This is a genomic window from Allosphingosinicella sp. (assembly GCF_036402135.1).
Taxonomy (GTDB): Bacteria; Pseudomonadota; Alphaproteobacteria; order Sphingomonadales; family Sphingomonadaceae; genus Allosphingosinicella.
Genome location: NZ_DASWTN010000027.1, coordinates 15619 through 39936, shown reverse-complemented (window position 1 = coordinate 39936; position 24318 = coordinate 15619). Strand labels below are relative to the sequence as shown.

The window sequence follows — 24318 nt, the reverse complement described above, 5'->3', positions numbered from 1 at the left end:
TTCGCCCTCTGGCGCGGCGGCGGAAGAGGCTTTAGCCATGCGGCAAAAGCTTGAGGGAGAGGGGCATGGCTGAAGCTGCGAAGGAAAGGACGCCGCTCGGGCGCGTGGTGGGGGCGAGCCTCATTGGCACCACCATCGAATGGTATGATTTCTTCCTCTACGGCTCCGCCGCCGCGCTCGTCTTCAACAAGCTCTTCTTCCCAAGCTACGATCCGCTGACGGGGACGCTCCTCTCCTTCGCCACCTATGCGCTCGGCTTCGTCGCGCGGCCGGTGGGCGGCATCGTCTTCGGCCATTATGGCGACCGGATCGGGCGGAAGCGGCTGTTGATGCTCAGCCTCATCCTGATGGGCGTCGCCACCGTCCTGATCGGCTGCCTTCCGACCTACGCGCAAATCGGCATCTGGGCGCCGATCCTCCTCATCCTCCTCCGCCTGGTTCAGGGCTTCGCGGTCGGCGGTGAATGGGGCGGCGCGGTCTTGATGGCGGCCGAGCATGGCGATGCCGGACGCCGCGGCTTCTGGGCAAGCTGGCCGCAGGCGGGCGTTGCGGCCGGAAGCCTGCTTTCCGCCGGCATCCTCGCCCTCATGTCGCAGATGCAGAGCGAGACGGATTTCCTCGCCTGGGGCTGGCGCGTGCCGTTCCTCCTCTCCGCGCTTCTGGTCGTGGTCGGCTGGTACATCCGCAACCGCGTGTCGGAGAGCCCGATGTTCGAGCAGGCGCTGGATGAATCCGAAATCCCGCCGAAGCTTCCCGCCATGGACGTGTTCCGCGAGCGGCCGAAGGCGGTGCTATTGGGCGCCGGCCTCCGCGTCGGCGAGAATATCTCTTACTATATCCTCACCGTCTTCACGCTCACCTATCTGGTCGACGTCGCCGCGGAGAGCCGCAGCACCGCCCTTAACGCGTTGCTGATCGGCGCGGCGGTGCAGTTCTTCGCCATCCCGCTCTTCGCTCTGCTGTCGGACCGGATCGGCCGCCGCTGGGTCTATGCGTTCGGCGGGCTGGGGCTCGCCGTCTGGAGCTTCGTCATGTTCGGCCTCTTGGGCAGCGGCGACAATAGCGCGATCATCCTCGCCATCGTCATCGGCCTCGTCCTCCACAGCGCCATGTACGGGCCGCAGGCGGCGTTCATCACCGAACTGTTCCCAACCCGCATCCGCTATTCGGGCGTGTCGATCGCTTATCAGCTCACCTCGATCGTCGCGGGCTCATTGGCGCCGATCATCGCTTTGTCGCTCTACAAGGCGTACGATTCCGCGCTTCCGGTCGCCCTCTATGTCGGCATCGCTTGCGCGATCAGCGGGATCAGCGCACTGCTCGCCCGCGAGACGCGGGGGCTGCGGCTCGACGAGATACGCTAAAGCCGCTTTCGTTCAGCGACGGGAAAGTTCATCTTAACCAAAAATGGGCAAGGGACGGGTCCCTGCCTCGATCGAAATAAAAGGTTTTATGCCAGCCTACTTCTTCCACACGCGCATCGGCGAAGACTATCTTGAAGACCCTGAAGGGCTCGATCTTCGCGACCTCGCCGCCGCGCACAGGACGGCGATCCGCATCGCTCGGACCCAGATGGCGGAGGAGGTGATGGACGGCAGGCTCGACCTCGGCTCCACCGTCGAGGTGATGGACGGCGGCGGCGAGACGGCGTTCGTCCTCCGCTTCTCCGAGGCGATCGACATCGTCCGTCAGCGCGAACCTGAATATGAGGTCAGGCGCGCGGCGGAATCATCATAGCCGGACCAGCATCTTGCCGGTGTTGCCGCCGGTGAAGAGATCGAGGAACGCCTGCGGCGTCGCTTCCAGCCCCTCGTGGATCGTCTCGCGGCTCTTCACCTGGCCCGACGCGACCCAACCGCCCATGTCGCGGTAGAAGTCGCCCATCTCCGGCAGATAGTCCGTGTAGATGAAGCCCTTCAGTTGGATGCGGGCCGCGATTACCCGCGCCATGTAACGGAAGCTCTGCGGCGCCCCGTTATAGGCGTCGATCATCCCGCAGATCGCGAAGCGGGCATTGTTGCGGGCAGTCGCGAACGCGGCATCCAGATGCTCGCCGCCGACATTGTCGAAATAAACGTCGATGCCTTTGGGCGCCGCTTCCATCAGCCCTTTCACCACCGGCCCCGCCTTGTAATCGATCGCTGCATCGGCCCCGATTTCCCGCACCCACGCGCATTTCTCTTCGCCGCCGGCGGAGCCGATCACGGTCATCCCCTTCGCCTTGGCGATCTGCACCACCGCCGATCCCACGGCGCCCGCCGCCGCGGAGACGAACACCGTGTCGCCCTCCTTCGCCGCCGCAACCCGCAGCAGGCCGAAATAGGCAGTGGCGCCGGTCAGGCCGAGATTGCCCAGCCATTGCTCGTCCGACACGCCGAGCGGCGGCACCTTGTTGAACTTCTCCGCCGGACCCACCGCCTGATCGCGCCAGCCGTACATGTGGAAGACCGTGTCGCCTTCCTTGAAATGCGGCGACCGGCTCTCGATCACCTTGCCGACGGCGCCGCCTTCCAGCGGCTTTCCAACCTCGAACGGCGGCACATAGCTTTTCACGTCGTTCATCCGGCCCCGCATGTAGGGGTCGACCGACAGCCATCTGTTTTCGACGCGGACCCTGCCTTCGCCGAGCGCCTCCTGCTCCCGCTCGCGAAGCTCGAAATTGCCCATGTCCGGCATGCCGGTGGGCCGCGACTTCAGGATCCACGCGCGGGTGCTCGCCATCTTCACTCTCCTCGTTTCGGTTCGAAACCTAACAGAGGGAGCGCATAAGAAAAGGCCCGGACGTTTCCGCCCGGGCCTCCTCTCCTATCCCGCTCGGGGATCAGTCGTCCCGGCCGTAGGTGCCGGAGAAGCTGCGATTGAGGATATGCGGCCCTTCGCCGCCGCCCCTGTTCTCGCCTTCATCGCGTTCGAACAGGGCGCGGTTGCGGTCCTCGTCCCGCCACTGCCGCATCGCTTCCTCGCGGCTCTTGTTGACCGTCACCTTGTCCTCGACCTTCTCGATCCAGGAACAGGGGATCGAATGGTGGACGCCGCCCGCATTCTCGTCGTTGCGGGTCAGGATGATGCGGTCGCCCGCCACCTTGTCGACGACGCCGATCTTCTGCCCGTCGGAGCCCATCACTTCCATATGCTCGGTGATCCGGCCGAGCGAGGAGCGCTGCTCGCCGCGCTTCGTCCGCCAGTTGCCGAAGTCGTCGTTGAACTTCGACTGATGCTCGCGGCGATATTCGTCATAGTCGCGGTCCAGCGATTCGATCTGCCGGCTCCGCCATTCATGATAATGCGGATCGTGCTGCCGCTGGCCGCCGCCCATGGAGCCCATTGCGCCGCCGGCCATGCCGCCCGAGCGCATCTGGCTTCCCTGCGAACCGCCTTGGCCCTGCGAGCCGCCGCCCATGCCGCCGCGCGACCCAAATTGATCGCCGCGTAAGCTGCTCTGGCTCATGCCGTAGCGCGCCGAGCTGCCCGCCCCGCCGTCAGCCTGCACGCCGTAGCCCGCGCCATAGGCGCCGCCCACGGGCGAGGACATCGGATGCGCGCCCTGCGTTCCCACATGGCCCGGGTCGATCCGGTCGAACCGACGCCCGTGATCCGGCGCGCCGCCGAAGCCGGACGTACCGCCCTGCATCGGCTCGCCGAATACTTCCGCACCGCCGCCACCGCCGCCGCCGGCGGAGCTGAAGTCGCCGTAGCGATGCTCGGAGCGATCATCGTCCCGGCCGCGCCAATTGTTATCGCCGCCGCCGGTGTTACCGTAGCGGCTTTCGGAGCGGCTGTTCGATGCCGCACCCCAGTCGCTGTCGCCGTGCCGGCCGCGGTTCCAATCATGATCCTGGCCGCGGCTGCTGCTCGAACGCTCGCGCTCCCAGTCGCGGCTGCCATGCTCGCTGCCCCAGCCGCCGCTGGAGGAGCGATTGCTGTCGCCGTAGCTCACGCCCGGCCGGTCGCGGTTCCAGCTCTCGCCGGTCTGGTTGCCGAAGCCGCCGCCGAAATTGTGCGACCCCTGGTAGCGGTTATCGCCATGACGATCGTCGCTCCGGCCGCCGCCCATGCCGCGCTCGCGGTCATTGTCGTCGCCGCCGAACCAGCTCTTCATTTCCTCGCCCGCGCGCTCAAAAAAGCCGCGCTCGTTCCGTCCGCCTTCGCGGCCGCCGCGCCTGTTGTCGCCATAACGGTCGTCCATGAAACCTCTCCTTGTCGTTGTCTGGAGCCGCGGCGCGCGAGCGGGAGCCGCACGGCGGCCGCGATCGGGAGGTGGAACGAGGGAGAAATGGCGCCCGTTCCGGCGCTCAGGCCAGTACGTTCGGGGCCGCAGACGAAACGAAATGGCGGATTGCATCGGGTGTAAGGCGCGGCTATTGGACCGCCTCGCCAGTCAGGCCGGAGCATGCTTCGGCGGCTGTTTCGAAGGCGCGGGGCTGTAGCTCAGATGGGAGAGCGCTGCAATCGCACTGCAGAGGTCAGGGGTTCGATTCCCCTCAGCTCCACCAGCCGCCTCAATCTTTTAACCCTGTAGTTGCAGCTCGTCATCGAGCCGTTATGGCGTCTCGCAATGGCTGTATTAAAAAATAAATTGCTCTGGCGAGAGTAAGTCTCCTAGCCATCGAGCCTCGGTTCTCCACCTGATAAACGGGAACGACGTCAGAACCCAGTGAGGAACACGCTCTTGAGCGAATGGACGATCGGTGTCGTGGGCGGCTCCGGCCTTTATGAGGTGGATGCGCTCGAGGATGCGCAATGGGTGGAGGTCGACACGCCTTGGGGACGGCCGTCGGACGCCTTGCTGACCGGGCGCATCGCCGGCGTGAAGTTCGTCTTCCTCCCCCGGCATGGACGCGGCCACCGCACCCCGCCGAGCCACGTCAACGCCCGCGCCAATGTCGATGCCTTGAAGCGCGCGGGATGCACCGATCTTATCGCCATCTCCGCGGTCGGCTCGCTCCGGGAGGAGCTGGCGCCGGGGCGCTTCGTCGTCGTCGACCAGTTCATCGACCGCACCTTCGCGCGGGAGAAGAGCTTCTTCGGCCCCGGCATGGTCGCTCACGTCTCTATGGCCGATCCGGTCTGCCCGCGCCTGTCCGCCCTGGCCGCCGCGGCCGCCGAAGCGGCGGGCGCGGACGTGGCGCGGGGCGGCACCTATCTCGCGATGGAGGGGCCGCAATTCTCCTCACGTGCGGAAAGCGAGCTCTACCGCCAGTGGGGCTGCGGCGTGATCGGCATGACCGCCATGCCCGAAGCCAAGCTCGCCCGCGAAGCGGAGCTTCCCTACGCGCTCGTCGGCATGGTCACCGATTACGATTGCTGGCGGACGGGCGAGGAAGCGGTGGAGGTTTCCGCGATCATCGCGCAGCTCATGGCCAATGCCGAAACGGCCCGGCGCCTGATCGTGGAGCTTGCGAAGGCGCTGCCTGCGGAGCGGGAGGCGTCACCCATCGACACCGCCCTCGACACGGCAGTCATTACCACGCCTGCCGCGCGCGACCCCGCCTTGCTGGCGAAGCTCGATGCGGTCTGCCGCCGGCTGCTCGCCTAAAGCGGCTTTTCGTAGACGCGGTAAACCTTGTTTATATTCGTGACGAGCGCATCCGCAATCGCCACCATCCCGCTATTGTCTTCCAGGATCCAGCCGATCTCGCCCCGCGTCGCGCCATAGTTCGCGACCGATGCCAGGCGGATCCGCTCGATCATCATGAAGGCGAGCTGCCCCGCTAGACGCGATGACTGCAGCCTCTTCACGACGCCCATCAGCGGCACGCGCATCGTCCGCACCTTCGGCTTCCGGAGGCGCCAGAGCAATTTCGCCCAGCCGAAGGGGAGGAGGCTGCCATTAAGGTCCCGCGTCAGCTCGTTGAGGTCGGGGAGGGTGATCATGAAGGCGACCGGTTCGCCGTCCACCTCGGCGATGCGGATGAGGTCCTCGAACACGATCGGCTTCAGCTTCTTGCCCGCATAGGCGATCTCCGCATCGGTCAGCGGGATGAAGCCCCAATTGTCGGACCAGGCGTCGTTGAGGATGCCGAGGATGATCGCGGCCTCCGCGTCGAACTTCGACTTGTCGACCTTGCGGATGACGATGCTGGGGTCGCGCCCGCCGGACGTCAGCAGGCGCCGGACCAGCGGCGGCGGATCGTAGGTGATGTCGAGTTCGTAGGTGACGAGGTCTTTCACGCCCTTGTAACCGGCCGCTTCGACCCAAGCCTGATAAGCCGGATTGTGGTGCCCCATCATCACCGTCGGAGCATGATCGTGGCCTTTGACCAGCAGCCCCGGCTCGTCCCAGATGGAGAGGCTGAACGGCCCCTGCGCCCGCGTCATGCCCTTGTCGCGGAGCCACTGCTCGGCCCGCGCGATGAGCGACGCCGCGGCCTCTTCGTCCGCCGCCTCGAACATGCCCCATTGGCCGGTGCCGGGTCCCATGCCCTGCTCCGGCGGCGCTTCCAGCACCAGCCGGTCCACCTGCGCCGAGATACGTCCAACCGGCTTTCCGCGCCGCTCAGCGAGGAAGAAGGCCGCTTCGGCATGTTCGAACCAGGGGTTCTTCTTCGGGTCGAGGAGGCCGTGCACCTCGCTCTTCAGCGGCGGCACCCAATTGGGATCGTCCGCGTAGAGCGCCCAGGCGAGATCGACGAAGGCGCGGCGGTCGGCCGCGGTAACGGCAGGTCGGATCGTGACGGTCATGGCGCCTTCTAACGGCGCGCTACAAGCCTGTCACCGATACCCGGATAGTGAACTTCAGGCGGCCTTGCTGCCTCGAAGCCAGCCCATCAGTTCCTGAAAGGGAATCACCTGGTTGAAGGAGATGCCGCCCTTCCCTTCGCAATACCAGCGAACGACGCCCTGGATCGGCCGCCATTTTTCCAGCGTCAGAACGACGGCATCGCCGACGCGTAGCGGCGTATCGATCTCAAGTTGCACGCCACCCTGCGATATGTCGCAAGTGTTGATCGGATAGATGCGCGCGCCGATGCGAAGCTCGCCAAGCCGGTCCACCTCGACCCGCGGCATACGCGGAGTAAAGGCGCCGTCCCCGCCCGCCTGCGCCGCAAGCAGTTCTTCGACGTCGATCGGCGTCGTGAATTCGATGCCGACGCTATTGTCCTGGATCCAGCTTACCGTTCCCTGGGTCTGCTGATTGGTCTTGAGTTCGACCGCGACCTTCTGCCCCTTGTCGAGCGGGGAATAGACGTGCGCGCGAAGCCCGCCCGCCGAGATGTTGCGGATGAGGCAAAGCTCGCGCCGGCCGTCGATGGTGATCGTGCCGACACGGAGGGTCGTGAGGCGCCGGGCGTAGCCGCCGCCATTTTCCTGCGGCGGAGGCGCCTTGTCCGAGAAGGAGAACATCGTCTCCTCCGTCGGGTCTGCCGAATGCATGATATTTTCTTGGCCCATCGAACCCTGCTGCAGTCTTTGAGAGGGTGATAGGCTGCCGAGCCTTAAAAACCAGTTACGGCGCTATAATCAGAAGCTTTGTTCTTCGTAGATCTGGCTGACGTCGCCGGCCCAATCGCCATGGTAGCGCTCGAGCAGCATTTCAGCCGGAGTCTTGCCGCGGGCGACGATTTCCCGAAGCGGGTCGAGGAAGCCGCCTTCATTGTCACCGGCGCCGTTCAGATAGGCACGGGCGTTCAGGCCCGCCCCCGCGATGTCGAGCACCCGCTTGCCCAGATCCTGAAGCGTGCCGCCGCCCGGCACCCGGGCGGAGAGCCCGAGCTTCGGTACGGAATCGCGGAGCGCCTGCCGCTCTTCAAGCGTCCAGTGCTTCACCTCGTCCCAAGCGGCGTCGAGCGCCGTCTGGTCGTAGAGGAGCCCGACCCAGAGCGCCGGAAGCGCGCAGATGCGGTTCCAGCGACCGCCGTCGGCGCCGCGCATTTCCAGGAAGCTCTTGAGCCGCACCTCGGGAAAAGCGGTCGAGAGATGATCCACCCAGTCGGAAAGCCTCGGCTTCTCGCCCGGAAGAGCGGAGAGACGGCCATCCAGGAAGTCGCGGAAGGAAAGGCCCGCCGCATCGATATATTTGCCGTCGCGGAAGACGAAATACATCGGCACGTCGAGGGCGTAGTCGAGATAGCGTTCGTAGCCGAACCCCTCCTCGAAGACGAAGGGCAGCATGCCGGTGCGATGCGGATCGGTGTCGGACCAGATGTGGCTGCGGTAGGAGAGGAAGCCGTTCGGCTGCCCCTCCTTGAACGGCGAATTGGCGAACAGCGCGGTAGCGAGCGGCTGAAGAGCGAGGCCGACGCGAAACTTACGCGCCATATCGGCTTCAGAGCTATAGTCTAGATTAACCTGAATGGTACAGGTGCGCAGCATCATGTCGAGACCGAGGCTGCCAACGCGCGGCATATGCCGGAGCATGATCGCATAGCGGCCCTTGGGCATGATCGGCAGCTCTTCTCGGGTCTTATCCGGCCACATGCCGAGGCCGAGGAAGCTGACGCCGAGTTCGTCTCCCACCGCCTTCACCTGGTTGAGGTGGCGCCCTGCCTCCGCGCAGGTTTGGTGCAGATGTTCGAGCGGCGCGCCGGACAATTCGAGCTGGCCGGCCGGTTCGAGGCTAACGGTGCCGTCCGGTCCCGACAGAGCGATAACGTTGCCGCCCTCCTCGACCGGCGACCAACCATATTTGGTCATCGCCATCAGGAGATCGCGAATGCCGCCGGGCTCGTCATAGGCGGGCGCGCGATGATCCTCGCGGCGGTAGACGAACTTCTCATGCTCGGTGCCGATCCGCCAAGCGGCCTTCGGCTTCTCGCCCTTGGTGAAGGGGCGGAGGAGATCGTTGCGGCTTTCGATCGGCGGATCAAAGGCGTCGGAGGCGGCGCGCGTAGTCATTGCGGGTCCGTGTAGCCGCGCCGACGAATCCTCGCCAGCCGGTTTCGTCAGGCTACCTTTCCGCCGCCCTGTTCCAGTCGCCGGCGGCAGCCATCCAGAGGCTCAACGCCGCCAGCGCCGCCGTTTCGGCGCGGAGGATGCGAGGGCCGAGCGAAACGGCACGCGCCTGCGGCAGGGCGCGGATCGCCGCCCTCTCCTCTCCGGTGAAGCCGCCTTCAGGCCCGATCAGGATGGCCGCTGGGCCTTCGGCCGCAACCTGAAGCAAAGGCTCGCCGCCATTCTCATCGGCGAAGAACAAAGTCCGTTCCGCCGGCCATGATGTGAGGAGCGCCTGCAGCTTCTGCGGTTCGGCAAGTTCGGGGAGCGCGGTCCGCTCGCATTGCTCGGCGGCTTCGACGGCGTGGGCACGGAGGCGGTCAATATTGACCCGATTGACGATGGTCCGCTGCGTCAGCACCGGCACCAGCCGCGCCGCGCCGAGCTCGGTCGCCTTTTCGACGATCCAGTCGATTCGGCCTTTCTTGATCGGCGCGAATAGCAGCCAGAAATCCGGCACCGCCTCTCGCTCGCGCAGATGGTGCACGACGCGGAGCGACACGCGCCGCTTCCCCGCTTCCGCCACCCCCGCCAGCCATTCGCCCGTGCGGTCGTCGAACAGTTTCACCTGATCGCCCGCCTGAAGCCGCAGCACTGCGCCGAGATAATTCGCCGCCGCGCCGTCCAACGTCAGCGTCTCACCTTCCGAGAGAGGCTGCTCCACATAGAGACGAGGGAGGCTGGACGGAGGCCATGCGGGCGTAGCGGGCATGGAGACGCTCTACGGCGGCTAGACCACTCCGGCAATCAGTCGGCGCGCCAACGCCTCGTCGGCGCGGAGATACCAGCCTTTCTCCGCCTTCTCCTCCACCTCCTCGAATGTCACGTCGCTGCCTCTGATGAGGTCGTCATAGCCTTCCCGCTCCAGTTCCAGGCTGGCGTCGATTTCGGAGATGAGCTGCTGCACGCGGATGCGGCTGGCTTTCAGCGGGCCCTCCAGCTGCAATTCCTTTTCGAGCTTGCGGCAATGGATGAGGAGCTGGGTGTCGGCAGTGAGGTAGCGGTCTTCCGGCGGGAAGCCGCTCATGATGGTGACGCCCGCCGAATAGACTTCGGTCTTGCCGATGAAGATGAGGCGGCGGCCGAGGCGCTCCCGCGCCAGCCTGACCTCGAGCGCCATGCGACGGCCCATTTCGGCGTCGCCGCCGGATGTGGTGAGCTCCAGGGCGATCGACCCTTCGCCCTCTTCGGCCGTCGCAAGCTGATCGCGAAAGGCCTGCAAGGTGTCCTGACCGACCGAACCCGTGAGGGATATCTGCGGCTTCGCCACCAGATCGCGGGGAAGCTCCTTGCTCGGATCGTCTGCTCTGGCCATGGCCGGTGAACGGAAGCGTGCCGCGCATGTTCCGCCCGCCCCTCGACTTCGCCCCTGACACACGTAAGGATAAGGCATGCCGCCCGACACGCATGCAGACATCGTTCCCGACAGCGAGCGGCGCGGGCTGATCGGCGCGCTGCCGCGGCCGATGCGGCCTTACGCCTCGCTGATGCGGCTCGACCGGCCGATCGGCGTGTGGCTGCTCTTCTGGCCCTGCGCCTGGAGCGTGGCGTTGGCGGGCGTGGGGGTGCGCGGCATTGCGCTCATCCTGTGGCTCGGGCTCGGCGCGTTCGCCATGCGGAGCGCGGGCTGCGTCTATAACGACATCGTCGACCGGAATTTGGACGCGCGGGTGGAGCGAACGCGGCTTCGGCCGCTTGCCAGCGGGCGGGTGCCCCTAAAAGGGGCATGGGCTTTACTGGTGGCGCTGAGCCTGATCGGGCTTGTCGTGCTTCTGCAGCTTCAGCGGACTGCGCAGATCATGGCGCTGGCGAGCCTTGCCCTGGTCGCCGCCTATCCTTTCATGAAGCGGATCACATGGTGGCCGCAGGCGTGGCTTGGGCTGGTCTTCTCGTGGGGCGCACTCGTCGGATGGCCGGCGGTGCGCGGCGAAATGGAACTGCCTGCCCTGCTGCTCTGGGCTGGATCGGTGTTCTGGGTGATTGGATACGACACGATCTACGCGCTTCAGGACCGGGAGGACGATGCGCTAGTGGGCGTCAAATCCTCGGCGCTGGCCTTGGGAAGCAAGGCGCGGGCGGGGGTCGCTCTTTTCTACCTCCTCGCACTGGCGCTGTGGAGCGCGGCGATCTGGCAGGTGCGGGCGGAGATGCTTGCGGTCGCCGCGCTCATTCCCGTGGCAGTTCACCTCGTCTGGCAGGTGGCAACGTTGCGGCAGGAGGATGGGACGGACGCGCTATATAAATTCCGTTCCAATCGCTTTGCTGGGCTGCTGATGTTCCTCGCCTGCCTCGTCGTCGGTGCCTCCGTCTAAGCATTTGCTTTTACGGAGGGGCCCGCTAAGCGCCCCTGATGCTCAGCGTCCAAGAGGCCGAAGCCAAGGCCGCCGCCCTCATCGAAGCCGCCCGCCGCGCGGGGGCCGATGCCGCCGACGTCCTTTATGTCGGTGACGGCTCCACAGGCATCCAGGTGCGCCTGGGCGAGCTCGAGGATGTGGAGCGATCCGAGGGCGAGGAGATCGGGCTTCGCTTCTTCCTCGGGCGGCGCTCGGCCAGTGTTTCCTCCTCCGACCTTTCCGGCGACGCACTTGCCGCCTTGGTCGAGCGCGCGGCGGCGATGGCGAAGGAAGCGCCGGAGGACCCCTATTCCGGGCTCGCGCCCGAAGAGCTGCTGCTGCGGAGCGGCGGCCCGGATGTCGACGGTGATGACGGGCGCGATCCCTCGCCGACCGACTTGAAGGCACAGGCGCTCGCGACGGAAGAAGCGGCACGGGCGATCGACGGCGTTGCCAACAGCGAGGGCGCGAGCATGAGCGCGGGGCGCTCGGTAATCGCGCTCGCCACCAGCCACGGCTTCTGCCGCGGCTATTCGACCAGCGGCTACAGCCTGTCGGCGAGCGTCATCGCCGGCAGCGGCGGCAACATGCAGCGCGACTACGCAACGCACAGCGTCCGTCACTTGGAAGATCTGGATGCGCCAGAAGCGGTCGGACGGCTTGCTGGCGAAAGAGCCGTGGCGCGCCTCCACCCGGCGCGGGTGCCGAGCGGGGCGATACCGGTGGTGTTCGACCCGCGCGTCGGATCTGGCCTTGTCGGCCATCTGCTCGGCGCGATGACGGGCGGCGCCATCGCCCGGAAGACCAGTTTCCTGCTCGGACGCAAGGAGGAGCGGGTGTTCGCGCCCGGGATCGTTATCCGCGACGATCCGCACCGGCGGCGGGGGCTCAGCTCCAAGCCGTTCGATGGCGAAGGCCTTGCGACGCGGGCACGCAACCTGGTGGAGGACGGGCGGATCACCGGCTGGCTGATGGACAGCGCCTCGGCGCGGCAATTGGGGCTCCAGCCGACCGGGCATGCAACGCGCGGCATCGGCGGCGCGCCGGGTGCTTCGGCGACCAACGTTCATATGGAGCCGGGCAGCATGTCCAAGGCTGAGTTGCTCAAGGATATCAAGCGCGGCGTCTATGTAACGGAGCTGATCGGCCAGGGCGTCAATCCGGTGACCGGCGACTATAGCCGCGGTGCTTCCGGCTTCCTGATCGAAGATGGCGAGATAGGGCCGCCGGTCGCCGAGATCACCATCGCGGGCAATTTGATCGACATGTTCCGGGCGCTGACGCCGGCGAGCGACCTTGAGTTCCGCCGCTCTATCAACGTGCCGACGATCCGGATCGACGGGATGACGGTGGCGGGCGCCTAAGCGATCCGCGGCACGCCGAAACGCGGAATATCGATCTTCGGGCAGCGGTCCATCACGACCTTGAGGCCGGCCGCTTCGGCGCGGGCGGCGGCTTCCTCGTTGACGACGCCGATCTGCATCCAGACCGCCTTTGCGCCCACTGCGATCGCCTCGTCCACCGCCTCGCCGGCGGCCTGAGGACGGCGGAAGATGTCAACGAGGTCGATCGGTTCGCCAATCTGGGCAAGCTCCCGCCAGACATATTCGCCGTGCACATGCTCGCCGGTGATCTGCGGATTGACCGGGATTACGCGGTAACCCCAATCCTGCAGAAACTTCATGACGCCGTAGCTGGGCCGGTCGGGCCGGTCCGACGCGCCGACCATGGCGATGGTGCGGGTGTTGGCCAGAAGCTCGGCAATGTCGCGTTCGTCGGTGAGTGGCATTGTCGGTCCTCCTGCTGCGTCAACCTCAGCGGCGGGGAAGCTGTTCCAGCAGCCGCTCGGCAATCTCCCTGAAGATTGCCGCATCCTCGCCCTCTCCTGCCGCCGGCGGGGTGCCGGCATCCGACGCCTGCCGGATCGAAAGCCGCAGCGGCACCCGGCCGAGGAACGGTATCTCCAGCGCCTTGGCCGCCGCCTCCGCGCCGCCCGCGCCGAAGGGGTCGCTCACCTCGCCGCAATGGGGGCAGGCATAGCCCGACATATTTTCGACGAGGCCAAGCAACGGCACCTGCATCTTGCGGAACAGGTCGATCGCCCTGGTGGCATCGATCAGCGCCAGGTCCTGCGGGGTCGACACCACCACGGCGCCCGCCGGTTTCCACTTCTGGAGCAGCGAGAGTTGGACGTCGCCCGTGCCTGGCGGCAGGTCGATGATGAGGATTTCGGCGTCGCCCCAATCGCCTTCGATCAGCTGCCCCAAAGCATTGGACGCCATGGGCCCGCGCCAGGCGAGGGCTGTGTCGCCTTCAACCAGTTGGCCGATGGAGAGCATCCGGACGCCGAAGCTCTCGTTCGGCACGATCTGCTTGCCGACGGCCTCGGGCTTCTCCCTGTTGCCCATGATGCGCGGCTGCGAGGGCCCGTAAATGTCGGCGTCGACGAGGCCGACCTTCTTGCCCGAGCGGGCGAGCGCCACCGCGAGGTTGGCGGAAAGGGTGGATTTGCCGACGCCGCCCTTGCCGCTGCCGATGGCAATGGCGGTGCGGGCAACCTTGTCCGCCGTCTGGACGATGCGGACATCGGTGACCTCCGGCGAGCGAAGGAGGGCGTCCCGCACCCGCGCCTCTAGGGCAGCGCGTGCGCCTGCATCCAGCCCGGTCACGTCGAGCACCAGGCTTGCGACACCGTTGGCGAGCCGCGGCGCCATCGCGCGGCCGCCGGCGCTCGCCTCCAACGCTTTCAGAAGATTCTCGCTCATCGCGGCAGCGGATAATCCCGTTCGGGGGCAATGCCACTGTTTTTCCTGAGGCGGCATTCCTATAAAGGTTCCATGAGCAGATTTTTCGGGTGGGGCGCGCGCATCGGCGCCATGATGAACGAGAATCGCGGCGGTCCATGGGGCTCCGGCGGCGGCTCGGGAGATGCGGGCGGCGGCGGAGGTGGCGGTCCTCGCAATCCCTGGGGCCAACCCCCACGCGGGAAGAAGCCCGCCGGTGGCGGCACGACCGGCAATGTCACCTCGCTCGACGACTTCCTGAAGAAGAGCAAGGAAAGGTTCGGCGGCCGCTTCCCTGAGAGCGGCGGCAGGCCCTATTGGCTTTACGGCCTCGGCATCTTCCTTATCCTCTGGCTGCTCTTCACCAGCTTCCACCGGATCGGTCCGCAGGAGCGCGGCGTGGTGACGCGGCTCGGCAGCTATTCTTCGACCCTTAGCCCCGGCATCGCGATGACGCTTCCAGCGCCGATCGACCGGGTGCAGAAGATCGATGTCGAGGAAATCCGCACGATCGACATCGGATCGACCGACGCGTCGAGCGAGAACCTGATCCTGACCGGCGACCAGAACATCATCGACCTTGCTTATTCGGTGCGCTGGAACATCTCCGATCCGGAATTATACCTGTTCCAGATCTCGAACCCGGAGGAGACGATCCGCGAAGTCGCCGAAAGCGCGATGCGCGCGGTAGTTGCCGGCGTTTCGCTGGACGATGCAATCGGCGCCGGCCGGAGCGAGATCGAGCAGCGCGTCGAGCAGACCATGCAGCAGCTCCTCAACGATTATAACTCGGGCATCACCGTGCAGGGCGTCGCGATTAAGCAGTCCGATCCGCCCGCTGCGGTCAACGACGCCTTCAAGGAAGTATCGGCCGCGCAGCAGCAGGCGCAATCCTATATCAACGATGCCCGCGCCTATGCGCTTCAGCTCACTGCCAAGGCGCAGGGCGAAGCAGCGGCGTTCGACAAGGTGTATGAGGAATACCGCCTTTCGCCCGAAGTCACCCGGCGGCGCATGTATTATGAAACCATGGAAAAGGTTCTTTCCCGCGTGGACAAGACGATCGTCGAGGCGCCCGGCGTGACGCCCTATCTCGCGCTCCCCGAAGTCCAGCGCCGCGCGCAGGAAGGAGCGGCCCGATGATCGCCCGCCTCGGCCGCAACCCGATCGCGCTCGGCTTCCTGGCGCTCCTCCTGCTGATCGTGATCGGCAGCACCTTTTCGGTCGTCCCGGAAACCCGGCAGGCGGTGATCGTCCGCTTCGGCGACGTGGACCGGACCGTCAACCGCTATCAAGCCGGCGTTCCGTTCGGGAATACCGGCGCGGGCCTGATCGCCCGGATCCCGTTCGTCGAGGAGATTCACTGGATCGACAAGCGCATCCTGTCGATCCCGATGGACCGGCAGCAGGTGCTTTCGACCGACCAGCTCCGCCTGCAGGTCGACGCCTTCGCGCGCTACCGCATCGTCGATCCCGTGCGGATGTACATCTCCGCGCGCACGGAGGAGCGGGTGAGCGACCAGCTTCGACCGATCCTCGGCTCCGCGCTTCGCAACGAGCTCGGCAAAAGGCCTTTCGCCGCCCTGCTGTCGCCCGAGCGGGGGCAGATGATGGACAATATTCAGAATGCCCTCAATCGCGTCGCCCGCCAATATGGCGCCGAGATCATCGACGTGCGCATCAAGCGCGCCGACCTTCCCGACGGTACGCCGCTCGAATCCGCCTATCAGCGGATGCAGACGGCGCGCCAGCAGGAGGCGCGCTCGATCCGCGCACAGGGCCTGAAGCAGGCGCAGATTATCCGCGCCGAGGCCGATGCGGAAGCGGCCCGCACCTATGCGGATGCCTTCGGCAAGGACCCGGACTTCTACGAATTCTACCGGGCCATGCAGTCTTATGAGACGAGCTTCGTCGATAATGGTTCGGGACAGCCGGTCGGCAAGTCCAGCATCATCCTTTCGCCGCAGAACGAATATTTGAAGGAGTTCAGCGGGCGGAGGTGACAATTGTCGCGGCACGGCTGGCCGCGGCATGCGTTATTCAAATCTCGTTCAGCCGCGGAATCTAGCCTGACGGGCCTGATCTGGACCCGTCCGGGCCGCCCGACCGGGCAAAGAACATGTGAGGAGATCGACACCGTGCGTTACGCTTATGGCATCACCGCAGCCCTGCTTCTCGGTGGCACCGCCGCGACGTTGACCTTCCAGCCGAGCTTCGCGCAGACGGCGCAGAACGAGCCGGGCGCCATGGCCGCCGCTCCGCCGCGGGCCGGAGCCCCGATGAGCTTTGCCGACCTGACGGCGCGGCTTCAGCCGGCGGTGGTCAACATCTCGACCAAGCAGAGCGTGACCATCAACCGCTCGCGCGCCATTCCGCCAGGGATGGAGGAATTCTTCCGCCAGTTCGGCGTCGTTCCGCAACAGGACGGCGGCGGCGCCGACAACACCATCACCCAGCGCGGCACCTCGCTCGGCTCCGGCTTCATCATCTCCGCCGACGGCTATATCGTCACCAACAACCACGTGGTTGCCCCTGCGCGCAGCAATGCGACGGTGGAACAGATCACCGTCACGCTGGCCGACCGCAAGGAATATGAGGCGGAACTGGTCGGACGCGACGCCACGACCGACCTCGCGCTCCTAAAGATACGCGCGAACAACCTTCCGTTCGTCCGCTTCGGCGATTCGACGCAGACCCGCGTCGGCGACTGGGTGGTGGCGATCGGCAATCCATTCGGCCTCGGCGGCACCGTCACCGCCGGCATCGTCTCGGCGCTGCACCGCAACCTCAATGCCGGCCTTTACGACCGCTACATCCAGACCGACGCGTCCATCAACAGCGGCAATTCCGGCGGCCCCTTGTTCGACCTCAACGGTAACGTCGTCGGCATCAACACCGCGCTGTATTCTCCGACCGGCGGCAATGTCGGCGTCGGCTTCGCCATTCCGGCTGAGCAGGCGCGTCCCGTGATCGATGCCCTCCGTCGCGGCCAGCGTCCGGAACGCGGCTATCTCGGCGTAGGCATGCAGGATATCGACGACGCGCTCGCCGAGGCGCTCGGCATCCCCAAGAATCGCGGCGAGCTCATCCGGTCCGTGACCCCGGGTGGCGCCGCCGAGCGGGCCGGCATCCAACAGGGCGACGTCATCGTCACCATCAACAACCGTCCGGTCACGCCGGACGAGACGCTTGCCTATATCGTGTCCAATCTTGCCCCCGGCTCCCGCGTCCCGATCGAACTGATCCGCAACGGCCGTCGGATGACGGTCACCGCGGTCGTGGGCCAGCGTCCGACCGATGAGGAACTCGCTCGCCAAAGCGGTGTCGAGCAGGAGCAAGAGGTCACCGAGCCTGCCGAAGCCGACCAGTCGACCGGCCAGCGCGCCGCCCGCCAGAGCCTCGGCGTCACCGTCCAGACGCTGACGCCGGAGATTGCGCGCTCGCTGCGCCTCAACGACGTGAACCTTCGCGGCGTCGTGGTCGCGTCGGTGGACCCGTCGAGCGATGCCGGAACTAAACTTACCCGCGGCGATGTGATCGTCTCGATCAACCAGCGCGCCACCCGCACGCCGGAGGAAGCCGCCGCCGCAGTTGAGGCGGCCCGCGCCGCCGGCCGCACGTCGGTGATGCTGCTCGTCCGTCGGCAGAACCTGCCGGCGCAATATGTCGGCGTGGAGCTTGCCCGCCGCTGATCCGCTTGCCTGCCGCTCCGCCCTCGCTAGAGGAAGGAGCGGCAGCAAGGAGACGGGTCAGTGGATGAAGCAGGCAGCATTTTCATCGGCGCCTCCTCCGACGGCGCGCCGCAGCGGCTCAACCTTTCCCGCGCCAACCGTCACGGCCTGATCGCCGGCGCCACGGGCACCGGCAAGACGGTGACGCTGCAGATGCTGGCCGAAGGCTTTTCGACAGCGGGCGTTTCGGTCTTCGTCGCCGACGTGAAGGGCGACCTGGCCGGCATCGGTATGCCGGGCTCCCCCACCGACAAGGCGCACGACGCGCTCACCGCCCGCGCCGCCGAGATCGGCCTCGCCGGCTACAGCTATGGCGACAATCCGGCCGTCTATTGGGATCTGTTCGGAAGCCAGGGTCACCCGATCCGCACCACGGTTTCAGAGATGGGGCCGCTGCTCCTCGCCCGGCTCCTGAACCTCAACGACACGCAGGAAGGCGTGCTCAACATCGCCTTCCGCATCGCCGACGAGCAGGGCCTGCTGCTCCTGAACCTCGAGGATGTGCAGGCGATCCTCGTCCATGTCGCGGAAAATGCCGCCGACTATACCGCCCGTTACGGCAATGTCGCGAAGCCCACTGTGGGCGCGATCCAGCGCCAGATCCTCCAACTCGAAAGCCAGGGCGGCAACCTATTCTTCGGCGAGCCGGCGCTCGACATTCGCGACTTCATCCGCACCGACGAACAGGGCCGCGGCTTCATCAACGTGCTTGCCGCCGACCGGCTGATGGCGAGCCCGAAGCTTTACGCCACCTTCCTGCTGTGGCTGCTGTCGGATCTGTTCGAGGAGCTGCCGGAAGCGGGCGACCTGCCGCAGCCGAAGCTCGTCTTCTTCTTCGACGAGGCGCATCTGCTGTTCGACGGCGCCTCACCCGGACCGCAGGAGAAGATTGAGCAGGTGGTGCGCCTGATCCGGTCGAAGGGCGTTGGCATCTTCTTCGTCACGCAGAACCCGATCGACATTCCGGAGGAGGTTGCGGGCCAGCTCGGTAACCGCTTCCAGCACGCGCTCCGCGCCTATACGCCGAGCGACCAGCGGGCGATCAAGGCCGCCGCCGAGACGTTCCGCATCAACCCGAAGCTGGATGTGGAGACCGCCATCACCGAGCTTCGCGTCGGCGAGGCTTTGGTGTCGGTGCTTCAGCCGGATGGTGCGCCTTCGCCAGTCGAGCGGACCCTCATCCGCCCGCCGCGTTCGCGGCTCGGTCCACTGGCGGAGCGTGAGCGGGCGGTGATCCAGTCCATCTCGCCGGTGACCGGCAAATATGATGCGCCGATCGACCGGGAGAGCGCGGAAGAGGTACTGAAGGCGCGGATGGAGGAAGCCGCTGCCGCCGCCGCTGCGCAGAAGGCCGAAGCGGAGGAAGAGAAGGCAGCCGCCCAGCGCGCTAAGGAAGAGGCTCGCGACCGAGCAGCGTTCGAGCGAGAAAAGGCGAGGGCGGAGCGCGAGCGCCGCTCTAATCCGCCGCTCCACGAGGAAGCTGTCCGGCAAGTCGGCCGCGCCGTGCAGCGCCAGCTCACCAACCGTGTGGCGGGCGCTTTGGTGCGCGGCCTCCTCGGCGGCCTGTTCAAGGGTCGTTAGGCGCCATGTTCAAGACGTTCGATCCGCGCCAGCTGGCCCATGCGCCGGTCCAGGAAATCCACAACGGCAGCTGGGCGGAACATGCGGAGAAGACTCGCCGCGCGGAAATCATCGTGGAGCGGCTTGGGGATTTCCATGTGGCCGAGGATTTCGGCATGGAGCCGCTGCGGCGCATCCATACCGATGAGTATCTCGGCTTTCTGCAATCCGCGCACCGCGACTGGATTGCCGCCGGCCGCTCCGGCGATGCGATCGGCTATGCCTGGCCGGTGGTGGGACGGAGGAACATCCGGCTCGACCGGATTGACGCGCGACTAGGCCGCTACAGCTACGACGCCAGCACGCCGATCACTGCTGAGACATGGGACGCCGCTTACTGGAGCGCGCAGACGGCGCTTACGGCGCTGGCTCCGCTGCTGAAGGGTGAGGAGCGAAACGCCTTCGGGCTCTGCCGCCCGCCCGGCCATCATTCGGGCGCGGACTATCTCGGCGGCTATTGCTACCTCAACAATGCCGCGATCGCCGCCGCCACGGCTGCGGACGCCGGATGCAAGGTCGCGATCCTCGACATCGACTATCATCACGGCAACGGCACGCAGGACATATTCCTCGATCGCGGCGACATCTTCTTCGCCTCGATCCACGCCGATCCCGCGACCGACTATCCCTTCTTCTGGGGCCATGCGGACGAAACCGGCATCGGCGCGGGCAAAGGCGCGACGCTCAACCTGCCCCTGCCGCAGGGGACGAGGGGTCCGGCCTATCTCGACGCGCTGAAACAGGCGCTGGATGCCATTCCGCGGTGGGACGCGGATTTCCTGATCGTCTCCTACGGCGCCGACACCTTCGATGAGGATCCGATCTCCAAATTCGCGCTGCGCCGTGACGACTATCCCGTCATCGCGCGCGAGATCGCCGGTCTCGGCCTTCCGTGCCTGATCGTCATGGAAGGCGGCTATGCCGTCGACGCCCTGGGCGAGAACGTCGCGGCCTTCCTCAGCGGCTTTTCCAGCTAAGCGGCTTCCAGAATCTTTGGCGCCGGCGCCGAGACGACGCAGCGGAAGCCTTCGGGATCGAAGCTCAGCTCCACCTCGCCATCCAGCTCCCCGGCCAGCCCGCGCTCGATCATGCGCGTGCCGAAGCCGCGGCGCGTAGGCACCGCAACCTTCGGGCCGCCCCGCTCTATCCAGCTGAAGATAAGCCGGCCTTCCATCAGCTTCCATTCGATCGCCACCTGGCCTGCGTCCGATTGAAAGGCTCCGTATTTAGCGGCGTTGGTGCCCAGCTCGTGGATAGCGAGTGCCAGGCTCACGGCGGCGCGCGGGTTCAGCCGCAGCGCGGGGCCTTCTATGCTGCACCTACCGTCGCTGCAGAAGAGGGCGACCGCTTCTTCGATGATGTCACGCATGGAGGCGGAGCACCAACTTTCGCGGGTGAGCACGTCGTGGGCCGCCGCCAGCGCCGCCAATCGCCCTTCAAGGCTCCTCTGGACTGCGGGATCGACGTTCCCATTTCGAAGCGTTTGGTGGGCAAGGCCCTGCACGACGGCAAGGGAGTTCTTCACCCGGTGGTTGAGTTCATTGACGAGGAGGCGCTGATGCTCCTCGGCGCGCTTCCGCTCGGTAATGTCGCGGCCGACGACGTGGAGCCCTATCGGCATGCCCGCGTCATCATAGGTAAGACCGGAATTGATCTCCCAGAACAGCCAGTCTCCCCTGCTGTTGCGCACCCTCACGTCATAGCGTGTCGTGCCGCCGCCCTCCAACTTCTGGCGGAGCATCGCGGTGGTCCGTTCGAAATCTTCCGCCGAGACAAATCCCGATATGCCCCTGCCGATCGCTTCTTCCCGGCTGAGGCCCACCGCCTCAGCCGCTGCGGGGTTGCAGTCGGTGATGACCTGGTCGAGATCTGCGGCGATGATGATGTCGCTGGTCTGCTCAAAAATGCGGCGATAGCGATCCTCGGTCTGCCGGAGCGCGGCGGCGCCTTGCAGGGCGGCAAGTTCCGATCCTCGCGCCTGCCTCGCAAGCACCAGCGCCAAAGCGGTAAGCGCGATGGTCATGAAGGGCACGAACAGCGCGAGGCCGAACGCCGCATTGTAGGCGCCGAAGCCGGAGCCGATCAGGATCAGGAACCCAACCGCCAGCGGCAGCAGCAGCGCGAACGGAATGAGCTTCACGAACAAGGCGCGAGTCGCGGGCGCATCTCCGAGGCTCGCCAACCAGCCTTCGTCCTGACGCGTCAGCAATATCGCCGCGACGGAAACCATCAGTCCGACAGCGGTATGGAAGGCCATGGCCGTATAGAAGCCGATCTCCCAGAAAGCTTCGGCACCAAAGGCATAGCCCGCCGCCGCGAGGAACGCGACGAAGCCGCCGCCGAGCGAAAGGAAATGGCCAGCGGCGATGCTGGCCGACGTTCGGCCCACGGCGACCAGCGCCAGTGCCGCTCCGAGGGAGAGCCAAGCAACCGCGGTCAACGGAGACATGCGCCCCGGCACGCCGGAACCGCTGAGAACGCCCGTGTCCCGCACCACAAGTTCGTCGATGCCGAACGAGGCTCCGCTCACATATTGGGTAAGCGTGACAAGACCGAGGAGAATGAGAAAGGCGCCGGCGCCAGCGGCGCGGCGCCTGCGTTGAATATCCTCTGACCCTGCCCCCAACGTGCCGAAGCCGAAAACGATGAAGCCCAGTGCCGTATTGAACTTCATGGTTGAAAGGCCCGGCACGACCGACTTCAGTGGCTCGATTCCGAATAGCCAGCCGGCAGCTACGGCTAGCCCGAGAGCGATGAGGAGGGCGCAGAGCGCAACGCGCAGATGCGTGGCAGCCATATTCCCCCTCACATACTGGCGAATGCTCGCCTCTAGGGGGCAAAGCTAGGTCAGATGTTCACGACAAGGAAGGCCGAAAGTGCCTTTGCCTCAATCGCTTGACATCGCGACCGGCCGGAGGGCGTCAGCCCACGGCCACGTCGAGAGTCATCTCGGCCTTGAGCAGCTTGGAGATCGGGCAGTTCGCCTTCGCCCCTTCCGCAAGCGCTCTCAGCCGCGCTTCCTCGATGCCGGGCACCGAGGCCGTCAGAGCAAGATCGGAGCGGGTAACCGTGAAACCCTCGCCGTCCTGGTCCAGCTTCACCCGCGCGGTGGTTTCAAGGCTGCCCTCGTCGATCCCCTCCTTCGCCAGCGCGAATGACAGGGCCATGGTGAAGCAGGAAGCATGCGCCGCCGCGATCAACTCTTCGGGATTGGTGCCAGGCTCATTCTCGAACCGCGTTCCGAAGCCGTAGCGCTGCTCCGACAGCACGCCGGACTGCGTCGAGACCCAGCCTTTGCCGGTTTTCCCCATTCCCTCATAGCGCGCTTTTGCCGTCCGCGTAATCATGGCCTTTCTCCTCTTCCTCAGTAACCGAAGCCTGCCGCGCCGCGATGGCCTTCCAGCACATATTTGCGAAGGTCTGAAGCGCTCCAGAGATGTTCGACGCCGGCTTCGCGCTGCTTCACCAGATCGACGATGGCGCGGTTGACGGGCGCATCCCGTCCGATCTTTTCGGCGAGCTTCACGACCTCTCCATTCAGGTGATCGATCTCGGTCGCGCGGCCGGCGACAAGATCGTCATGCATGGAGGAGCGGGCATCGGCGTCGATCTTCTGGACGCGGAGCAGGAGGTGCTTGAAGACGAGGTCGGGCGCGCCGATTGCGTGCGGCAGCAGCTTGGGCGGAATGGGCCCGAGCTGCGCCGGCTCGATACCCGCGGCGCCGAGCACCTCCAGCGCCTCCACCATTGAGGCGGCGACGACGCGACGATAATCGCGCTGGCCGAGTTGTTCGAGCAGGGTCTTGCCTGACAACGCGTTGACTGCGTTGTTGAGGTTGATGAGGAGCTTGCCCCAGGCGATCCGCTCCATGTTGATGCCGGGCTTCACCCGCGCTGGGCCGCTCTTGAAGCGCGCGGCAAGCTCGCGCGTGACGGCGCTGTCCTCCACGACAAGGTCGCCCGCCACGCCCTTGTGCCAGCGCCCCTGCCCTAAGTGCGCGATGTTGAACGGCACCATGCCGCGCAGCACCTGAAGCTTCGGCAGCGCCTTCTTAAGGACGTCAACATTGCTGATGCCGTTCTGGAAGCTGATCACGGCAGGCTTCCGCTTCGCGTGAACGGCGATCTGCTTCGCCGCGGCTTCGGTGCCGCTGCTCTTGGTGCAAAGGAGGACGATGTCGGCCTTGGCCAGCGCCGCAGGCTTGGTCGAGAAGTTCACCTCGCCAGGCGGCAGCTGGGCGTTCCAACCTTCAAGATCGCTTAGCCTCAGACCGTGTTTGCTAATCTCGTTGCAGACATTCTCGCGGCCGATGAAGCCGACATCTGCGCGGTCCGCGCGCCAGACGCCTCCGATAAAGCAGCCGACGGACCCGGCGCCCAGAACGACGATCCGGGGCTCCTTCGCCAACTCAGCCGCGCCCGCGATAAGCGGCGACGCCCTGTTCCGGCACCCAAAGGCCCTCCGGCGGCGTGCCCGTTTGCCAGAAAACATCGATCGGCATCCCGCCGCGCGGATACCAATAGCCGCCGATACGAAGCCAGAGCGGCTTCATCTCTTCCGCCAGCCGCTGGCCGATGCCCACGGTGACATCCTCATGGAAGCCGCAATGGTTGCGGAACGAGCCGAGGAAGAGCTTCAGCGACTTCGATTCCACGATTGTCTCGCCGGGCGCATAGTCGATCACCAGATGCGCGAAATCGGGCTGGTTCGTCACCGGGCAGAGCGAGGTGAATTCGGGCGCTGCGAACCGCACCAGATAGAGCGAGCCGAGCCGCGGGTTCGGCACGTAATCGAGTACCGCCTCTTCAGGAGAAGCGGGAAGGCTGCTGGTCTGGCCGAGATGCTTGGGCGTCATGGAAGCGGCTCTATTCCATCGGGCGAACCTGCGTGCAATAGCTGGGCCGTCCGAAGGAGATAAG

General features: G+C 65.8%; 23 protein-coding genes and 1 tRNA gene. 11 read left to right on the top strand and 13 right to left on the bottom strand.

The genetic code is table 11. The features are described from left to right. Positions 1-65: 65 nt before the first annotated feature. The gene (locus VGD10_RS07590; RefSeq protein ID WP_331040201.1) at positions 66-1364 is read left to right on the top strand and encodes an MFS transporter; all 1299 of its coding nucleotides are present in this window, start codon (positions 66-68) and stop codon (positions 1362-1364) included. Between the two features lie 88 nt (positions 1365-1452). Continuing rightward, the gene (locus VGD10_RS07585; RefSeq protein ID WP_331040200.1) at positions 1453-1737 is read left to right on the top strand and encodes a DUF6894 family protein; all 285 of its coding nucleotides are present in this window, start codon (positions 1453-1455) and stop codon (positions 1735-1737) included. Here VGD10_RS07585 and VGD10_RS07580 read toward each other — a convergent pair. Further along, entirely contained in the window at positions 1732-2721 is a 990-nt protein-coding gene (locus VGD10_RS07580; RefSeq protein WP_331040199.1) for an NADP-dependent oxidoreductase, read from the bottom strand. The genes VGD10_RS07585 and VGD10_RS07580 overlap by 6 nt on opposite strands. Positions 2722-2821: 100 nt before the next feature. Next, positions 2822-4186, bottom strand: a complete 1365-nt coding sequence (locus VGD10_RS07575; RefSeq protein ID WP_331040198.1) for a DUF2171 domain-containing protein — start codon at positions 4184-4186, stop codon at positions 2822-2824. 231 nt (positions 4187-4417) lie between these two features. On the opposite strand from VGD10_RS07575, the gene VGD10_RS07570 reads away from it, so the two are divergent. Both VGD10_RS07570 and VGD10_RS07565 read left to right on the top strand, forming a co-directional pair. Beyond that, positions 4418-4493, top strand: a tRNA-Ala gene (locus VGD10_RS07570). Positions 4494-4669: 176 nt separating this feature from the next. Further along, positions 4670-5536: an S-methyl-5'-thioadenosine phosphorylase gene (locus VGD10_RS07565; RefSeq protein ID WP_331040197.1), complete on the top strand. Its 867-nt coding sequence runs from the start codon at positions 4670-4672 to the stop codon at positions 5534-5536. On the opposite strand, the gene VGD10_RS07560 is transcribed toward VGD10_RS07565, so the two are convergent. From VGD10_RS07560 to VGD10_RS07540, 5 genes are all read right to left on the bottom strand, one after another. Beyond that, positions 5533-6681: an N-acetyltransferase gene (locus VGD10_RS07560; RefSeq protein ID WP_331040196.1), complete on the bottom strand. Its 1149-nt coding sequence runs from the start codon at positions 6679-6681 to the stop codon at positions 5533-5535. The two genes, VGD10_RS07565 and VGD10_RS07560, sit on opposite strands and share 4 nt — an antisense overlap. A 54-nt stretch (positions 6682-6735) precedes the next feature. Further along, positions 6736-7374, bottom strand: a complete 639-nt coding sequence (locus VGD10_RS07555; protein WP_331040195.1) for a PilZ domain-containing protein — start codon at positions 7372-7374, stop codon at positions 6736-6738. 87 nt (positions 7375-7461) lie between these two features. Continuing rightward, the gene (locus VGD10_RS07550) at positions 7462-8835 is read right to left on the bottom strand and encodes a glutamate--cysteine ligase (protein WP_331040194.1); all 1374 of its coding nucleotides are present in this window, start codon (positions 8833-8835) and stop codon (positions 7462-7464) included. A 52-nt stretch (positions 8836-8887) separates the two neighbouring features. After that, on the bottom strand, positions 8888-9643 hold the full coding sequence (locus tag VGD10_RS07545; protein WP_331040193.1) for a 16S rRNA (uracil(1498)-N(3))-methyltransferase: 756 nt from the start codon (positions 9641-9643) through the stop codon (positions 8888-8890). Positions 9644-9661: 18 nt separating this feature from the next. Next, entirely contained in the window at positions 9662-10246 is a 585-nt protein-coding gene (locus VGD10_RS07540) for a peptidase S14 (RefSeq protein ID WP_331040192.1), read from the bottom strand. 76 nt (positions 10247-10322) lie between these two features. Here VGD10_RS07540 and ubiA point away from each other — a divergent pair, with 76 nt between their 5' ends. Next, the gene (ubiA, locus tag VGD10_RS07535) at positions 10323-11243 is read left to right on the top strand and encodes a 4-hydroxybenzoate octaprenyltransferase (RefSeq protein WP_331040191.1); all 921 of its coding nucleotides are present in this window, start codon (positions 10323-10325) and stop codon (positions 11241-11243) included. A 38-nt stretch (positions 11244-11281) separates the two neighbouring features. Beyond that, positions 11282-12628: a TldD/PmbA family protein gene (locus VGD10_RS07530; protein ID WP_331040190.1), complete on the top strand. Its 1347-nt coding sequence runs from the start codon at positions 11282-11284 to the stop codon at positions 12626-12628. Here VGD10_RS07530 and VGD10_RS07525 read toward each other — a convergent pair. Both VGD10_RS07525 and VGD10_RS07520 read right to left on the bottom strand, forming a co-directional pair. Beyond that, positions 12625-13053 carry a CoA-binding protein gene (locus VGD10_RS07525; RefSeq protein WP_331040189.1) on the bottom strand — a complete coding sequence of 143 codons (429 nt, stop codon included), beginning with the start codon at positions 13051-13053 and terminating at the stop codon, positions 12625-12627. The two genes, VGD10_RS07530 and VGD10_RS07525, sit on opposite strands and share 4 nt — an antisense overlap. Before the next feature lie 25 nt (positions 13054-13078). Then, complete coding sequence (locus tag VGD10_RS07520; protein WP_331040188.1) at positions 13079-14029, bottom strand: Mrp/NBP35 family ATP-binding protein; 951 nt, start codon at positions 14027-14029, stop codon at positions 13079-13081. A 72-nt stretch (positions 14030-14101) separates the two neighbouring features. Between VGD10_RS07520 and hflK the strand changes: the two genes are divergently transcribed. The 5 genes from hflK to VGD10_RS07495 all read left to right on the top strand — a co-directional run bounded on the left by hflK (position 14102) and on the right by VGD10_RS07495 (position 20375). Then, a complete protein-coding gene (hflK, locus tag VGD10_RS07515) occupies positions 14102-15190 on the top strand; it encodes an FtsH protease activity modulator HflK (RefSeq protein WP_414639512.1) in 1089 nt (362 codons plus the stop codon). After that, positions 15187-16050: a protease modulator HflC gene (locus VGD10_RS07510; RefSeq protein ID WP_331040187.1), complete on the top strand. Its 864-nt coding sequence runs from the start codon at positions 15187-15189 to the stop codon at positions 16048-16050. Before hflK ends, VGD10_RS07510 begins: the two co-directional genes overlap by 4 nt. Positions 16051-16185: 135 nt before the next feature. Continuing rightward, complete coding sequence (locus VGD10_RS07505) at positions 16186-17739, top strand: Do family serine endopeptidase (protein ID WP_331040186.1); 1554 nt, start codon at positions 16186-16188, stop codon at positions 17737-17739. Positions 17740-17799: 60 nt separating this feature from the next. Further along, positions 17800-19359, top strand: coding sequence for a helicase HerA-like domain-containing protein (locus VGD10_RS07500; protein ID WP_331040185.1), 1560 nt, complete (start codon positions 17800-17802; stop codon positions 19357-19359). A 5-nt stretch (positions 19360-19364) separates the two neighbouring features. Further along, positions 19365-20375 carry a histone deacetylase family protein gene (locus VGD10_RS07495; protein ID WP_331040184.1) on the top strand — a complete coding sequence of 337 codons (1011 nt, stop codon included), beginning with the start codon at positions 19365-19367 and terminating at the stop codon, positions 20373-20375. Here VGD10_RS07495 and VGD10_RS07490 read toward each other — a convergent pair. The 4 genes from VGD10_RS07490 to queF form a co-directional block, all read right to left on the bottom strand. Continuing rightward, positions 20372-22195, bottom strand: coding sequence for a PAS domain S-box protein (locus VGD10_RS07490; protein WP_331040183.1), 1824 nt, complete (start codon positions 22193-22195; stop codon positions 20372-20374). The two genes, VGD10_RS07495 and VGD10_RS07490, sit on opposite strands and share 4 nt — an antisense overlap. A gap of 124 nt (positions 22196-22319) precedes the next feature. After that, entirely contained in the window at positions 22320-22745 is a 426-nt protein-coding gene (locus VGD10_RS07485) for an OsmC family protein (protein ID WP_331040182.1), read from the bottom strand. Positions 22746-22762: 17 nt separating this feature from the next. Beyond that, entirely contained in the window at positions 22763-23806 is a 1044-nt protein-coding gene (locus VGD10_RS07480) for a 2-dehydropantoate 2-reductase (protein ID WP_331040181.1), read from the bottom strand. A 1-nt stretch (position 23807) separates the two neighbouring features. After that, positions 23808-24254: a preQ(1) synthase gene (gene queF, locus VGD10_RS07475; protein WP_331040180.1), complete on the bottom strand. Its 447-nt coding sequence runs from the start codon at positions 24252-24254 to the stop codon at positions 23808-23810. Positions 24255-24318: the final 64 nt, after the last annotated feature.

Excerpts from the sequence above, each read along its gene's own strand:
- VGD10_RS07490 (WP_331040183.1), bottom strand. The coding sequence starts at position 22,195 with ATGGCTGCCACGCATCTGCGCGTTGCGCTCTGCGCCCTCCTCATCGCT.
- VGD10_RS07575 (WP_331040198.1), bottom strand. The coding sequence starts at position 4,186 with ATGGACGACCGTTATGGCGACAACAGGCGCGGCGGCCGCGAAGGCGGA.
- VGD10_RS07550 (WP_331040194.1), bottom strand. The coding sequence starts at position 8,835 with ATGACTACGCGCGCCGCCTCCGACGCCTTTGATCCGCCGATCGAAAGC.
- VGD10_RS07540 (WP_331040192.1), bottom strand. The coding sequence starts at position 10,246 with ATGGCCAGAGCAGACGATCCGAGCAAGGAGCTTCCCCGCGATCTGGTG.
- VGD10_RS07585 (WP_331040200.1), top strand. The coding sequence starts at position 1,453 with ATGCCAGCCTACTTCTTCCACACGCGCATCGGCGAAGACTATCTTGAA.
- ubiA (WP_331040191.1), top strand. The coding sequence starts at position 10,323 with ATGCCGCCCGACACGCATGCAGACATCGTTCCCGACAGCGAGCGGCGC.
- VGD10_RS07580 (WP_331040199.1), bottom strand. The coding sequence starts at position 2,721 with ATGGCGAGCACCCGCGCGTGGATCCTGAAGTCGCGGCCCACCGGCATG.
- VGD10_RS07590 (WP_331040201.1), top strand. The coding sequence starts at position 66 with ATGGCTGAAGCTGCGAAGGAAAGGACGCCGCTCGGGCGCGTGGTGGGG.
- VGD10_RS07525 (WP_331040189.1), bottom strand. The coding sequence starts at position 13,053 with ATGCCACTCACCGACGAACGCGACATTGCCGAGCTTCTGGCCAACACC.
- queF (WP_331040180.1), bottom strand. The coding sequence starts at position 24,254 with ATGACGCCCAAGCATCTCGGCCAGACCAGCAGCCTTCCCGCTTCTCCT.
- VGD10_RS07530 (WP_331040190.1), top strand. The coding sequence starts at position 11,282 with ATGCTCAGCGTCCAAGAGGCCGAAGCCAAGGCCGCCGCCCTCATCGAA.
- hflK (WP_414639512.1), top strand. The coding sequence starts at position 14,102 with ATGAGCAGATTTTTCGGGTGGGGCGCGCGCATCGGCGCCATGATGAAC.
- VGD10_RS07560 (WP_331040196.1), bottom strand. The coding sequence starts at position 6,681 with ATGACCGTCACGATCCGACCTGCCGTTACCGCGGCCGACCGCCGCGCC.
- VGD10_RS07555 (WP_331040195.1), bottom strand. The coding sequence starts at position 7,374 with ATGCATTCGGCAGACCCGACGGAGGAGACGATGTTCTCCTTCTCGGAC.
- VGD10_RS07510 (WP_331040187.1), top strand. The coding sequence starts at position 15,187 with ATGATCGCCCGCCTCGGCCGCAACCCGATCGCGCTCGGCTTCCTGGCG.
- VGD10_RS07485 (WP_331040182.1), bottom strand. The coding sequence starts at position 22,745 with ATGATTACGCGGACGGCAAAAGCGCGCTATGAGGGAATGGGGAAAACC.
- VGD10_RS07545 (WP_331040193.1), bottom strand. The coding sequence starts at position 9,643 with ATGCCCGCTACGCCCGCATGGCCTCCGTCCAGCCTCCCTCGTCTCTAT.
- VGD10_RS07495 (WP_331040184.1), top strand. The coding sequence starts at position 19,365 with ATGTTCAAGACGTTCGATCCGCGCCAGCTGGCCCATGCGCCGGTCCAG.
- VGD10_RS07520 (WP_331040188.1), bottom strand. The coding sequence starts at position 14,029 with ATGAGCGAGAATCTTCTGAAAGCGTTGGAGGCGAGCGCCGGCGGCCGC.